The sequence below is a fragment of the Undibacterium sp. RuTC16W genome (assembly GCF_049339445.1).
Classification (GTDB): domain Bacteria; phylum Pseudomonadota; class Gammaproteobacteria; order Burkholderiales; family Burkholderiaceae_D; genus Undibacterium.
This window is the reverse complement of the sequence record NZ_JBMPPE010000001.1, coordinates 929057-942310: the sequence shown is the minus strand read 5'-3', so window position 1 is coordinate 942310 and position 13254 is coordinate 929057. Positions and strand designations below refer to the sequence as shown.

Sequence of the window (13254 nt, the reverse complement as noted above, 5' to 3'; positions counted from 1 at the left end):
TGTTATTCACTTCACTAAGCAAGGAAAGCATCCATGAAATTTACACGTAGACATATACTGGCAGCCGCCTTGTCTGTGGCGGTACTGAGCCTGTTTGGCTGTGGCAAAAAAGCCGAAGTCGCCTCCGTTGCATCCACGCCGGTAGCTGCCGCAGAAGCCAAAGCCGAACCCTTAAAAGTCGCCTTCGTCTATGTCGGCCCGATTGGCGATGCAGGCTGGACTTTTGCGCATGATGCGGGACGTAAAGCGATTGACGCCAAGTTTGGTGACAAAGTTAAAACCAGCTTTGTCGAGAGCATTCCGGAGAGCGCCGCCGATGCCGAACGTGTATTCCGTGATCTCGCAAGCCAGGGCAACAAAGTCATCTTCGGCACCACATTTGGCTACATGGAGGCCATGCTGAAAGTCGCTAAAGATTTTCCTGATGTGAAGTTTGAACATGCCACAGGGTTTAAGACCGCCAACAACATGGCGCAGTACGACGTCCGCACTTATGAAGGCGCTTATCTGGCAGGCGTGGTTGCAGGAAAAATGAGCAAATCCGGCAAGCTCGGTGTCGTAGGCTCGTTACCGATTCCTGAAGTTTTGCGAAATATCAATTCCTTCACGCTGGGCGCACGTTCGGTTAATCCCAAAGCGACAACCAAAGTCGTCTGGGTGAATAAATGGTTTGATCCGGGCAAAGAACGTGAAGCTGCGATCACCCTGATCGGCCAGGGTGTTGACGTGTTGATGCAAAATACCGACTCCGCTGCCGTCGTACAGACCGCACAGGAAAAAGGGGTACTGGCTTTCGGCTGGGATAGCGACATGACGAAGTTCGGTGAAAAAGCGCACCTGGCGGCATCGGTCATTGACTGGGGCGTGTATTACACCAAGCGCGTCGGTGACGTACTGGAAGGCAAGTGGAAAACCGATACGACCTGGTGGGGCCTGAAAGAAAACATGATCGACCTGAAGAACTTCAACGCGACTTTATCTGACGAAGTGAAGAAGCTGGTCGCAGATAAACGTCAAGGCGTCATCGACGGCAGCGCACCGGTCTGGAAAGGTCCGCTTAAAGACAATACTGGCAAAGAAGTATTGGGCAAAGATGTGGTCGGTGACGACAAATTCCTGCACAATGTTAATTATTATGTAGAAGGTGTTGAAGGCAAGGTACCGGGTTAAATCTCTGGCTGCTACCCAGACTACATAGCGCGCTACTGATGTTGATCTATTGATCTATTGATCTGTTGATTACTACGGCATCACATAAAAAATGGCTGACACATTTGTCAGCCATTTTTTTATCCGTGAACCGGTTTGATTAATTTGATTGATTCGATTATGAAGAGGAACGTTAGGGCACGATCGTCGTGAACAGATATACCGCAAAGATCACCAGATGAATGGTTCCCTGCATGATCGTGGTCCTGCCGGTACCGAGCGAGATCGTCGTAATCATCAGTGACAGCAGCAACAGCACGGTGGATTTGGCGTCGATACCGAGAGACAAGGACCAGCCCGTTACCAGCGAAATCACAGCAACCACGGGAATCGTTAATCCAATACTTGCGAGTGCCGAACCCAAGGCCAGATTAATACTGGTCTGCAGGCGGTTCGCCCGCGCCGCCCGAAAAGCCGCAACGCCTTCCGGCAACAACACCACCATCGCAATGATGATCCCCACCAGCGCTTTCGGCGCACCTGCGGCAGCTACGGCATGCTCCAGCGTCGGTGCCAGTGCCTTCGCCAGCAGAACCACAGCGCCGAGGCACAGCAACAGAAGAACGGTACTCATCCATGCCATCTTATTCGACGGCAAAGGCGCATGCACGTCCTCATCACTAGCCGCGACTTCCGGCAAAAAATAATCGCGGTGACGTACGGTTTGCACCAGCACAAAGGTTCCGTACAACACCAGAGAAATCACGGCGATAAACGCTAACTGGCTAGGGCTGTAATAAGGACCAGCAAGGGTCGATGTGAAGTTCGGCAATACCAGAGTCAGAATAGCCAGCGCAGCCAGGGTTGCCAGTGACGTGCTCGCTCCTTGCAAGCCAAAACTCTGTTCTCTATGCAAGCTGGCACCTGCCAGCAGACACAGACCGATAATGCCGTTCAGGATCACCATGATTGCAGCAAATACCGTGTCGCGTGCCAGACCGGCGGTCACTTCACCACCGGCCAGCATCAGCGACACAATCAAAGCCACTTCAATCAGCGTCACCGCCAATGCCAGTAATAAAGTGCCGAAGGGTTCGCCGATTCTGTGCGCAACCACCTCAGCATGATAGACCGCCGTCAATACCCCGCCGAATAAAGCCAGCGTCAAAAAGACCGCATAAAACGCGCCCAGATCCAGCAGGCTACCCGCCAAAAATAACCAGGCAGCAACCGGTACCGCGATTGACCAGAGAGGCAAATTGGGAGGAATTTTCATGCGTGATCCTTACATAACTTACATAAGATGAATGGCAGCTGTTGGACATCATGTGATTTCACAATGAAGAACAGACCCTAAGCAGAAGCATACAGTTCCAGAGGCAAGCCGTCAGGATCGGCAAAAAATACAAATTCCCGTTTGGTGTACTCATCCATCCTGATGGCTTCGACTGCGATACCCAGATGTTCAAGCCGGGCTTTCCAGTCATGCACACTATCGACCTCAAAAGCCAGATGCCGCAAGCCCTGCGCCTCGGGATGCGATGGGCGTGGTGGCGCACCGGGGAAAGAAAACAATTCAAGCTGAGACCCGTCCGGCAAGGCCAGATCAAGCTTATAAGAATCCCGTTCTATGCGGTAATGCTCTGCCAGCACGGACAAGCCCAGAATATCGGTATAAAAATATTTTGACCGCTGATAGTCTGCACAAATCAAGGCAACGTGATGGATGCGTTTAAGGATCATGGGCTTCACCGCTTATGATGAGGACTTACACAAAACGATAATTACCTATCTATCGCCATATAAATTGAAACCGCACATCACATGCGGCGTCCAGAGGTATTTCGTGCCAGCAGGCGCATGCTGCTTGCGGGTTCAATGTGATTCCAATTCTGTTTTTTACAAAAAGGGCAGTATGTCACCCAGCATATGCGCCACAACCGTGGGCCATAGCAGCCGCGTCCTGAGATAAAACAAGCTGACCACCAGACCAAATCCGACCACCGACATCACGCCGAGCGGCCCCTGATAAATGTGATACAACAAGCGCACCAGCAGACTCAGGCCAATCGCAAATGAGCGGCTATAGGTGCTGAAACCACGCACCAGATAGCCGAGTAAAAACACTTCTTCATACGTACCGTTCACCAACGCTACAGCAAAAATATACGGCAAGGTCGGTGTCGACTGCCTCATGATCTCGGTAATCGGCTGCGTTGCATGACCCGCACTAAATGGCATCACGGCCATCCAGCTCGCCAGCACCGTGGCGAAATACAGCACCATCCCCATCATCGTTCCCTCAATCGAGGGCACGGGTAACAGCGTCGACAAAGGATACGAGCGGCTGCGTAAAACCAGCAGGGCAACTGCCGCCATACTCAGTTCCATCAGGATCAGATACACAAAGCTGGCGTCCGAAAATCCGCCACCGCTGCTACGCTCCTGAACATCAATACCTGCCGCCGCAACCGAGGAATAAATAAACCATCCAAAACAGATCGTGATAATGCCGGCGACTTCAAACAAATTCGGGACAGGTTTATGTTGGCTGCTCACAAATAGATCAATCTGCGTTGTAGAGGATGAGGGGAAAAAGCTCAAGACTTGACGACTTGACGACTTGATTTTAACTTAACATTTAGAGAAATAAAAAAGCCAGTCAATCGACTGGCTTTTTTTGATTATGCTAGCGACGGATTACTTCGCAGAAGCCTCAGCAGACGCTGCTGCCGGAGCCGCTTTCACTTCTGGCTCTTTAAATTTCGCACCACCGGCATTCGCCATGTGAACAACCGCACGGGCGACTTCGACATCGTCCAGATCCGGGTTACCACCTTTAGCTGGCATCGCGCGCAAACCCAGGATCGCATGTTCCACCACTTTGTCGTAGCCCTGCGCAATACGGGCAGACCAGGCACCTGCATCACCGAACTTAGGCGCACCAGCAGCACCAGAATCATGACAAGCAGAGCAAATCGCTTTGTACACGGCTTCACCAGATTGCAATTGCTTAGGGCCGCTAGCGTCTTTAAATGTGAAACCGTCATCAGCTACCGGATGAATACGGGCAGCAATCGCCTCAGGTGTCAGTGCATCAGAACCTGCACCCACTTTATTGTCACTGGAAACAAATTTCACCAGCAAAACGATGATGATAATCGGAACGATAAAACCTGCCGCAATCGCAACGATAAGTTGTTTTGGGGTCTTGATCGCTGATTCGTGTTCGTCGTGTGCGTTGCTCATGGTGTCCTCATTGCAATTTATAGTAACTGGCTGCGGGCTGAAAAGATTGCTTGTTCAGCCTATCAAACCTGTGATTATAGAGGCAAAGCGTGCCGTTTGGAACGAAAAACCCACGCTTTCACCACAAGAATGACGTGACAAACGCCGAAATTCCGACAATTTTCGGGCATTTGCCAGAAAGCGCAGCGCTATTATGGGGTAACAAGCAGCTCTGTTTTGCGCTAGCCAAATGCAATTCAGTCTACTTTATGTTGTTCATTGCGGTAATGGGGGTGCTGGGTATTTTCATGTTTAGTTTTATCGTTTGACTTAAGCAGACCGCCGTAGGCGGATCCGCTTGAAGAAGGGTTAGTAGCCAACGCGCACAGACTCGCTGTCAATGAGAACTCTCTACCTAGAAGCCGCGAGCTTCGGCGACAAGCATTCCATCGACGAGCACTCGATAGCTATGCGGGCGAGCGAAGGCGAGTAGCGCTGGTCGACTCTTCTCGATTCGTACATTGTGGCCTTCAATAGTGCGCTGCCAGTTACGCTCGATCTTCAACGAAAAATGCGTACTCGGCTGCAGGGGATGTTGAAGCCAAACATCTTCCTTCTCAGTGACGACTTTCATTCCACCGAGAAAATGCCCTCGCTTTAGAACTGCGGGAATGCTTCCGATCGAGAATGAAAGTTCCATGTGGAGTCTCCTTGGCGCCTAACGCCATAGTTAACAGACGACAACGTGCGCAGCACGTTGGCGTCCTGTTGAACGACCAGTTAGGTTTCATTGCGTAACTTGCACCTTTTTTAACTTCCCGCCATTGAAGTGTTTGTGGAAAGCCGGGCGATCGATGGCGAGGCTGCCCGTCGCTGTGATCTTTGTGATCGCATCGTTTAGGAATGAGAACATGGCATTTCCTGTTGATTTTCCCGATGCAAGTGCGGTATTCAAGGCAACCTGGGCATGATCTTCAAATTCTTTGCGAAGACCTAAAACTGCGACCTTTTGTTCCTCAATCTCTTCGCGCTCCATATACGGCTCATAAACGCCCTCAACGAGCTTGGTTTTCATTCGATAAGTGAATAGATGATGCGTTTTATTCCTGGGGCAGTGAACGCCCAACAAAAAATCGGTGTGCATGTTCCTGAGGGACTCTTCACTTAGGCGATGTTTTCTTGCAGATTCAACCGCTTTATTCAAAGAGTGCTCTACGACTTGCGCAATATGTTCGGCTGTCAAGATGCCTTCAATGTCGGAGTCAAGGAACATGTCCTCGCTCCAGAGGCCTGAGACCTTTGGGTCTTCCAGTATGTTGTATTCGCAGTGACGCTGCACAATGTACGTGCCAGGCGTTAGAGGAGTTGTTGCGCGCTTATAGCTAATCCGCAACTGCGAAAGGTGTTCTGAAACCAAATTAAGGCAGTGGCTGGCGGTCAATGTGCTACCAGCAAACGCCATGAAGCACTCTGTCTCAACGTGCGGTGAAGGATAGCTCCTGAAATATTCGCCAACGAAGTACGGCTTCCATAGCTTTATTGGAATACCGTGAATCTTCCGGTGGCCGCTAAGTATCGGCGTAAGCCCGCCAGAACCCATTATGGTGATGACACTGTCGGCAACCGCAAAGAGGCCGTCTTTTGCAAGCTTGGTTTCCGTAGCTTCGTCGGACTTTGCCCAGACTTTTTGCCAAGGGTCGGCCGCCTGTTCATGGCCTGCGATGATCAGCGTCATATTGATGCTCGATGTTGTGTGAAACTTAACGTGTAGATGAAGGGCGCAAAGCGTCCCTTCGACTGTAAGGTTATCTTATAAACCTGTAAGTAACTTATAAATTAATTAACAAGGAGTGACAAATGATTAAAACGGTATTTGCAGTAAGTAATGTTAAAAGAGATAAGATTAAAGCGGTTTTTAACACTGAGTCTGATGCAGAAGTACACGCCTGTAATTTAATGAGACAAGATCAGACAGAATATGGGCAATTTGGCGCTTGCGTTACACCTATAGAAAACTGCCCAGAAGATATATTTAATCTGAAGCTAGTTTCTTGTTCGCTAAGCTACATCCCACAACGCAATGACATTCTGAGCAAAGAACAAGCTCATAAATACCATTAGCGCCTGATGTATGTTCATCTTGTACAACATCAAAATTAGCTTCTTTCTTACAGTGTGGACATTTTGGCGTGTAAGATAAAGACGAAACTTTTTTAACTTCTGGAGGGAGATTCATAGGTTCCTTTAAATGTTGGGAGAGAAATAAAGATAACGCAGATTTGACGGGGTCGCCGCCATATTTGTGAATAAAGATGAACTCATCATTGGCGATTCCCCGTCGAAAGTCCTGTTATCCATTTTCCGCCAACTGCCCTATAAGACTCTCAAAGTCGGGTGCAACGGCTTCCATGCTACCTTCAGGATCAATCGGATCGAAGCACACTACTGGCCATTTACCTGAGGTACTCAGATCAAATGCAAACAGTGAGCCGCCTCCATCGCAGCCAAAAACAAATACTCCACTAGCAGTGTACGTTCCACTTTTCCAGTAGTCTAGCGCGGATTCAGCAGTGTCTAGGCAGAAATTGAATGGACTCACTTTGAGCCCAACCTCACCGCCATTTCCTTGACCAAGTAACTCTAGATAAGAATCCGGTAAAGGACCGACCTGTAAACTCAATTCGCGAAGAGTAGTCGATGAAGCGCCTTCAGAAAACAGCCAACTACGCGTCGAGTTTTTCATGATGGATAACGTTTGACATGAGAGGCGGCGCCCGGCCTGCCGGGCGACGTCCTCTCGATGGAAGGGTTAGGCACCAGTGCCGCGCGCCTCATGCCGGCAAAACTTCCGTAAGGGTCTTTGTCAAGGCGTATCGGGCCCCACCCTTCGGGAAGTCAGGGATTCGACTGACCACTGAATAGCCGCACTTCTCGTAGAACGACAGCGCCTGAAAGCTGTAGGTCTCCAAATGCGCCCTATCGCACCCGCGCCGGAGAGCTTCGTCCTCCGCCTGCTTCATGAGCACGCGGCCGTAGCCTTGCCCGCGCAAACTGTCGGAGAGCCAGACCGCTTGCACTTGCAGCCACCCTATGTAGGTTGCGCCGAGCAAACCACCGACAAGAGCGCCTTCACTGTCTCGAACCGTGACGAGGAGGTACTGGTGAACTGCACCACCGGTGTGTTGTGCATTGAACTCCGTAAGCCCCTTGATGACGGCATGCATGTCGCTAGGTTGTGGCTCAGATTCGACTGAGATTTTATGCGAGCCTTTCATTTCACTCCGTTCGTATCTACTGGTGCCTAACGTCAAATTGAAGGGCAGGCCGCTTCTGGCCTGTCGCTCTCGAATGTTAGGTTAGGGATTTTGTAATTGAGGGAAGCACTTTTCATAGCATTTTTAAAAATACTTTTGATACCAGCTTGATTTGTTTCTGCATATGCACTTTCAACATGCTGTCTTGTTGTTACTTTCTATCTTTACAGAGGGCTAGCACTTTGCTGATTGCAGGTTCTGCTCCATTTAATGAAAAGGTGGCTGACGATGTATCGTAATCGTAACTTGTAAGCTCAACGATGATTTTTTTCCCTGACATCAATGCCGTTAAAAATTTAGAATCCTTGTCATTCTCATACACATATTCCTTCGATGTCGGTTTCATTTTGGTGACAACATAATTATTGCTATCCACTCTATATTTGACGTTATCAGAGATTTCCTTATCGCCAATGTACTTGCCAGTACCGATTTTGACTTCAATTCCGCTAGGGAAACAACGAACGTCGATAAACCCATCCTTACCATCCTCTTCGGCCATGATTGAAGCAAATGCCGTCTTCTCATCAGTGAATTTATCTGCCGTGGATTCGAATTGCCATTCTTCTCGTTTAGCCCGAAGCTTCTTCAACAACTCGCCTGCCTGCTGCAGGAATTTACGCTCCTCATCGATGGCTTTACCGATGGTTATCCCTTCAGGAATTGGGTCGGCCTTGATGCCGAACATCCCCCCCATTGCACTGCCCATGGTGTGACGCACTACGTATTTGGCAAACAATTCCTTCTCTTCGGATGTCAGCTTCTCTATCTGCGGCTTGATGCTTTCCATCTTGTCTATCGAGGTCGGCACCACGGTGTCCGTGGGTTTTGAACATGCGCCAAGAGCAATGACAAAAATCAGAACAAAGTATCGTTTCATGTGAATTTCTAAATCCTAAAGTTGAGTTGCTAAAAAGTTACTTAAACAAAGCGACAGAAATAAGCCCTAACGTGATTTAATTTTCATTTTGCAAAATTAACCGACAATAAAAAAAAGAACCGTCGGTTTCTTTCCCCTTGAAACCCTTATGTTTCCTAGTTCAAATCGGTTAACCCTTAAAAATATTGGTGATAACCAAATCGTGAAAAAGTGCATAACGTGGAAATATTATTTTATCAGTGAACTTAACAGAATTGCATTTTTTCGACCGACAGCTAACGCCCCAAGGTTGGGGGTTAAAAAATTGCCTATGGTGAGATGAAATCGACATTATCTCGTGCATCGACGGGGAAACTGGTTTTGGATAGCGCAAAAAATAACAAAAAGATTGATTAGTCGCTGTTGAAATAAAGATTTAGTCCATTTTCTACCAACATAGTAGAACCCAAACGGCTACAATGGCGGTCTGCAAATATTTGCGCATGTGACCGTCTTCCAACGGATAGGATGCTAGCCTCCGAAGCTGGCGATACAGGTTCGATTCCTGTCGGTCGCACCAAATCCCCTTACCTCGTCTTTTGTCCCTTATACCGACTTCTGCTCTTGTCATGCTCTGTGCACGAGGCGCTTAGCACGTCATCTTCATCATCGAGTCGTAACGACAAATTATTTTGTCTATCTGCTAATATCCAAGTCTGACTCTTTATCGACCTTCTACATAGGCCAGACTTCATATGACATCGTCACGTTTGCAGTTATCTACCCTGAGCTTGTCCATCGCAATCGCTTTTATGAGTGCCAGTCCGGCGACCTGGGCGGCCGGGGCCGCAGCCCCCACGGATGTTAAAGCGGCCACTACTGCCAGCGTGCCGGCAGGTCTGAGCTTTGTGCGGGATGTTGAAGGGATCAAGGAATACCTGATGCCAAACGGTTTGCGCGTGTTGCTGGTGCCGGATGCGAGTAAGCCGACCACTACCGTGAACATCACTTATCGTGTCGGTTCCCGGCATGAAAATTATGGTGAAACAGGGATGGCGCATTTGCTGGAGCATCTGATGTTCAAGGGAAGCAAAGCGCATCCGCGTTTGTGGGAAGAGATGTCGCAGCGTGGCGTGAACTTTAATGGTACGACCTGGCTGGACCGCACCAATTATTACGAAACGTTTGCGGCGAAACCCGAGACGCTGGCATGGGCCATTGCGATGGAAGCGGATCGTATGGTGAATTCGCGTATTTCGGGCGAGGATCTGAAAACGGAATTTTCTGTCGTACGCAATGAGATGGAAAAAAACGAAAATTCGCCGACCTCGGTCTTGATGCAGCGCGTCATGTCTGCCGCGCATCAGTGGCATAACTATGGCAAAGACACGATAGGTGCGCGCAGCGACGTGGAGAATGTCAGCATCCCGCATCTGCAAGCCTTCTGGCGTAAATACTATCAGCCGGACAACGCGATCCTGATCGTCTCCGGTGCGTTTGATCACCAGGCTACGCTGAAATTGATCAGCCAGCATTTCGGCAAAATCCCGAAACCCAAGCGCGTCATCGAGCCGACCTACACGTTGGATCCGGTACAAGATGGCGAACGCGATGTCGTCGTGCGCCGTGTAGGTGAGTCGCCGTCGGTGATGGCGCTGTACCACACGATGCCAGCCGCTCATCCTGATTATGTAGCGACCGAGGCGCTGGCAGTGATCTTGGGCGATTCTCCCAACGGACGCTTATACAAAGCGCTGGTCGAGAGTAAAAAAGCCGCCGACGTATTCCCATGGGCGGCCAATCTCGAAGAGCCGGGGTTCATCCTGCTGGGAGCGAATTTACGTAGTGAACAGGATCTCGATGAAGCGAAAAAAATCCTGATCGATACGATTGAAGGATTTACCAAAGAGCCAGTCACTGCGGATGAATTAAAGCGTGCCAAAGCCAATCTGGAAAACAATCTTGCGCAAGTGTTTAACGACCCTGAAAAATTTGCCGTCTCGTTGTCTGACAGCATAGGGAACGGCGACTGGCGCTTGTTCTTTTTATTCCGCGACCGTGTGCGCGCATTGACGCTGGACGATGTGCAACGCGTCGCGACAACCTGGCTCAAATCAAGCAACCGCACCACCGGCCGCTTCATTCCCGAAGTCCAGCCAGTACGTGCCCCCGCGCCTGCCAAGGTTGCATTGCAAGAGCAAATCAACACGTTCAAACCCGGTGTCGCGATGGCACAGGCAGAGAACTTTGTCACGACGCCAGAGAATATCGATAAACGTACCCAGACCGGTACCCTGAGCAATGGCTTGAAATACGCCTTGCTGCCGAAAACCACACGCGGCAACACCGTGGTTCTCAATATGGAAATCAATCTCGGTGACGAAACCAGCCTGAAAGGCAAAGCGAATGACGCCGGACTTGCAGCAGCCATGCTAAGCCGCGGTACCGAGAGCTTAAGCCATCAGCAGTTCTCAGAACAGCTCGACCAGCTTAAAGCCAAGCTGCAAATTTCCGGATCGGCGAATTCTGTCAGTATCACCCTGGAAACAACACGGGAAAATCTGACCCGCGCCCTCGAACTGGTACGCGACGCCTTGCGCAAACCCGCTTTTGGCGAGGCGGAATTTACGCAACTCATCACGGCGCAATTAGCGCAGCTGGAAGAATCCCGTAAAGATCCGCAAGCCATTGCGATTGATATGGCGCGCAAGGCAACCAACACCTGGCCTGCCGATGACGCGCGTTACTACCGCAGCACCGATGAAAAAATCGCGCAGCTCAAGGCCGCAAAATTAGCGGATGCCAAAGCATTCTGGCAGGCGTTTTACGGGGCAAATAATGCGCAGCTTGCGGTGGTTGGTGACTTCGATGCGAGCGCGATCAAAGCGCAGTTACAACGTGATTTCGGTGACTGGCAAGCCCGGCAAAAATTTACCCGACTGGCGAAACCTTTTATGGCAGTGAAACCGGCGGCCTTGAGCCAGATCACGCCGGATAAGGCAAATGCGTTTTTCTTCGGTACGCTGAACCTGCCTGTCAGCGATCAGCATCCTGATTATGCGGCGCTGACAATGGGGAATTATCTGCTCGGCGGTAGCGCGAATTCACGCATACTGGATCGTATCCGTCAAAAAGACGGCATCAGTTATGGTGGCGGCTCGTTCTTTAATGCGTCGTCCATTGATGAGGTCGCCAGCTTCACCGCCGGTGCGATTTTTGCGCCACAAAACCGCGCTAAACTCGAAGCGGGCTTCCGGGAGGAAATCGCGCGCGTGCTCAAAGACGGTTTTACCGCGACGGAATTGGCAGAAGGTAAAAAGAGCCTGATCCAGCAATCGCAGCTAGGTCGTAGTCAAGACTCAGGACTTGCGCAAGAACTGGTGCAAAACCTGTATCTCGGCCGCACCATGCAATTCGATGCGGCGCTGGAGAAAAAAATCATGGCGCTGACTAATGCCGATGTCAAAGCAGCCATGAATAAATATCTGGGCTATGACAAGATGCTGACGGTCTTTGCCGGTGATTTTAAATAGAGCAATGCCTTCACAGCGTCTATGCGATCCGCTCAGCAGATTGCATAGCTAGTACAAAAGTCCGGAAGAAATTCTCTGGACAACTTGACTCGGTTTTTGGGTCGGGCGCTAAGAGTGACGGATAGAAGTTCAGGTCTGTTGATATTCATATATCTTGCAGGCGATGCATGCTGCCAACAGACCTGACGATAGCCAGAAAAATTACGCTACACTGCCCTATTATTTTCACTCGATTCTTCCATGAAAATCCGGGCGTTCTCTCTCCTCACCGCCATTACCGGAATGATTGTGCTGACAGCCGTATCGCCAGCAACCGCCGACGATACGGTGATGCGTCTGGCCAGCCTGGAATGGTCGCCCTATGTCGGCTCACAGTTACGTGACGAAGGTCTGACGGCATCGATTGTGAAAGTCGCTGCCCGTCAGATCGGTATTGATACAAAAATCAGCTATGCGCCATGGAGCCGCACCGTACAAGTTGGCGGCAACGACCCTGCCTATGCAGGATATTTTCCGGCTTTTTATACCAAAGAGCGAGAGAGTAGCTGTTATTTTTCAGGTCTGTTAGGTCGTAGCATTGTCGGCTTTGCCTACCTTAAAAAGCGACCGTTTGACTGGTTAAAATTGAGTGATTTACAAGCGTACAAAATCGGTATCGTGCAGGACTATGCGAATGGTGAAGAGTTTGATGCCATGATCAAAAAAGGGTTGCTGAGAACCGATGCCGCTCCGTCTGATGTCAGCAATCTGCGCAAGCTGCTGGTACAAAGAATCGATGTGATCGTGATTGATAAAAACGTCTTACGGCAGCTACTGATCACCGAACCGGGTTTGCAGGCCAATCGGGATCAGATTGAATTCCATACTCAGGAACTGACGAACTTCTCCATGCATATTTGCTTTCAGCATACCGAGCGTGGATTGGCGATGCGCAAAAGCTTTAATGCAGCGCTAGAAAAGGTCGATATCAAAAAATTAGAGAATGCCTATTTTAAGCAAACCGACGCTACGGGTAGCCGCTGATCGTCGCTCAAAAAACATATACTCCCCTATTTTTTTGAAAAAAAACCTGTAATCCGCATTAATTTATTAGTGCTTATAAATATACTAGGTAGCAGTATATATATTTACCGGCTTTACTAGCGCTACTGACTTTACTGACATATAGAGA

Annotated in this window: 13 protein-coding genes and 1 tRNA gene; 5 read left to right on the top strand and 9 right to left on the bottom strand. The window is 49.7% G+C overall.

The window, feature by feature from the left end:
• Positions 1–33: 33 nt before the first annotated feature.
• The gene (locus ACO0K4_RS04190; RefSeq protein WP_422955334.1) at positions 34–1170 is read left to right on the top strand and encodes a BMP family ABC transporter substrate-binding protein; all 1137 of its coding nucleotides are present in this window, start codon (positions 34–36) and stop codon (positions 1168–1170) included.
• A gap of 172 nt (positions 1171–1342) precedes the next feature.
• Here the strand turns inward: ACO0K4_RS04190 and ACO0K4_RS04185 are convergent, their stop codons facing one another.
• The 6 genes from ACO0K4_RS04185 to ACO0K4_RS04160 form a co-directional block, all read right to left on the bottom strand.
• A complete protein-coding gene (locus tag ACO0K4_RS04185; protein WP_422955333.1) occupies positions 1343–2425 on the bottom strand; it encodes a calcium:proton antiporter in 1083 nt (360 codons plus the stop codon).
• Between the two features lie 77 nt (positions 2426–2502).
• Positions 2503–2892, bottom strand: coding sequence for a VOC family protein (locus ACO0K4_RS04180; RefSeq protein WP_422955332.1), 390 nt, complete (start codon positions 2890–2892; stop codon positions 2503–2505).
• A 156-nt stretch (positions 2893–3048) separates the two neighbouring features.
• Entirely contained in the window at positions 3049–3708 is a 660-nt protein-coding gene (locus tag ACO0K4_RS04175; protein ID WP_422955331.1) for a CPBP family intramembrane glutamic endopeptidase, read from the bottom strand.
• A gap of 141 nt (positions 3709–3849) precedes the next feature.
• Positions 3850–4398, bottom strand: a complete 549-nt coding sequence (locus tag ACO0K4_RS04170) for a c-type cytochrome (RefSeq protein WP_422955330.1) — start codon at positions 4396–4398, stop codon at positions 3850–3852.
• 394 nt (positions 4399–4792) lie between these two features.
• Complete coding sequence (locus ACO0K4_RS04165) at positions 4793–5077, bottom strand: hypothetical protein (RefSeq protein WP_422955329.1); 285 nt, start codon at positions 5075–5077, stop codon at positions 4793–4795.
• A gap of 87 nt (positions 5078–5164) precedes the next feature.
• Positions 5165–6112, bottom strand: a complete 948-nt coding sequence (locus ACO0K4_RS04160; RefSeq protein WP_422955328.1) for a hypothetical protein — start codon at positions 6110–6112, stop codon at positions 5165–5167.
• Positions 6113–6234: 122 nt separating this feature from the next.
• On the opposite strand from ACO0K4_RS04160, the gene ACO0K4_RS04155 reads away from it, so the two are divergent.
• Entirely contained in the window at positions 6235–6498 is a 264-nt protein-coding gene (locus ACO0K4_RS04155; RefSeq protein WP_422955327.1) for a hypothetical protein, read from the top strand.
• Positions 6499–6727: 229 nt separating this feature from the next.
• Here the strand turns inward: ACO0K4_RS04155 and ACO0K4_RS04150 are convergent, their stop codons facing one another.
• From ACO0K4_RS04150 to ACO0K4_RS04140, 3 genes are all read right to left on the bottom strand, one after another.
• On the bottom strand, positions 6728–7120 hold the full coding sequence (locus ACO0K4_RS04150) for an SMI1/KNR4 family protein (RefSeq protein ID WP_422955326.1): 393 nt from the start codon (positions 7118–7120) through the stop codon (positions 6728–6730).
• An 88-nt stretch (positions 7121–7208) separates the two neighbouring features.
• Positions 7209–7652, bottom strand: coding sequence for a GNAT family N-acetyltransferase (locus ACO0K4_RS04145; protein WP_422955325.1), 444 nt, complete (start codon positions 7650–7652; stop codon positions 7209–7211).
• Positions 7653–7842: 190 nt separating this feature from the next.
• Positions 7843–8571, bottom strand: coding sequence for a hypothetical protein (locus ACO0K4_RS04140; protein WP_422955324.1), 729 nt, complete (start codon positions 8569–8571; stop codon positions 7843–7845).
• A 484-nt stretch (positions 8572–9055) separates the two neighbouring features.
• On the opposite strand from ACO0K4_RS04140, the gene ACO0K4_RS04135 reads away from it, so the two are divergent.
• The 3 genes from ACO0K4_RS04135 (at position 9056) to ACO0K4_RS04125 (ending at position 13106) form a co-directional block, all read left to right on the top strand.
• Positions 9056–9130, top strand: a tRNA-Arg gene (locus ACO0K4_RS04135).
• Positions 9131–9305: 175 nt separating this feature from the next.
• Entirely contained in the window at positions 9306–12083 is a 2778-nt protein-coding gene (locus ACO0K4_RS04130; RefSeq protein ID WP_422955323.1) for a M16 family metallopeptidase, read from the top strand.
• 240 nt (positions 12084–12323) lie between these two features.
• Positions 12324–13106, top strand: a complete 783-nt coding sequence (locus ACO0K4_RS04125) for a substrate-binding periplasmic protein (protein ID WP_422955322.1) — start codon at positions 12324–12326, stop codon at positions 13104–13106.
• The last annotated feature ends 148 nt before the right edge of the window (positions 13107–13254 follow it).

Coding starts and splice junctions, on each gene's coding strand:
- ACO0K4_RS04130 (WP_422955323.1), top strand. CDS start 9,306: ATGACATCGTCACGTTTGCAGTTATCTACCCTGAGCTTGTCCATCGCA.
- ACO0K4_RS04140 (WP_422955324.1), bottom strand. CDS start 8,571: ATGAAACGATACTTTGTTCTGATTTTTGTCATTGCTCTTGGCGCATGT.
- ACO0K4_RS04165 (WP_422955329.1), bottom strand. CDS start 5,077: ATGGAACTTTCATTCTCGATCGGAAGCATTCCCGCAGTTCTAAAGCGA.
- ACO0K4_RS04190 (WP_422955334.1), top strand. CDS start 34: ATGAAATTTACACGTAGACATATACTGGCAGCCGCCTTGTCTGTGGCG.
- ACO0K4_RS04180 (WP_422955332.1), bottom strand. CDS start 2,892: ATGATCCTTAAACGCATCCATCACGTTGCCTTGATTTGTGCAGACTAT.
- ACO0K4_RS04150 (WP_422955326.1), bottom strand. CDS start 7,120: ATGAAAAACTCGACGCGTAGTTGGCTGTTTTCTGAAGGCGCTTCATCG.
- ACO0K4_RS04125 (WP_422955322.1), top strand. CDS start 12,324: ATGAAAATCCGGGCGTTCTCTCTCCTCACCGCCATTACCGGAATGATT.
- ACO0K4_RS04145 (WP_422955325.1), bottom strand. CDS start 7,652: ATGAAAGGCTCGCATAAAATCTCAGTCGAATCTGAGCCACAACCTAGC.
- ACO0K4_RS04185 (WP_422955333.1), bottom strand. CDS start 2,425: ATGAAAATTCCTCCCAATTTGCCTCTCTGGTCAATCGCGGTACCGGTT.
- ACO0K4_RS04170 (WP_422955330.1), bottom strand. CDS start 4,398: ATGAGCAACGCACACGACGAACACGAATCAGCGATCAAGACCCCAAAA.
- ACO0K4_RS04160 (WP_422955328.1), bottom strand. CDS start 6,112: ATGACGCTGATCATCGCAGGCCATGAACAGGCGGCCGACCCTTGGCAA.
- ACO0K4_RS04155 (WP_422955327.1), top strand. CDS start 6,235: ATGATTAAAACGGTATTTGCAGTAAGTAATGTTAAAAGAGATAAGATT.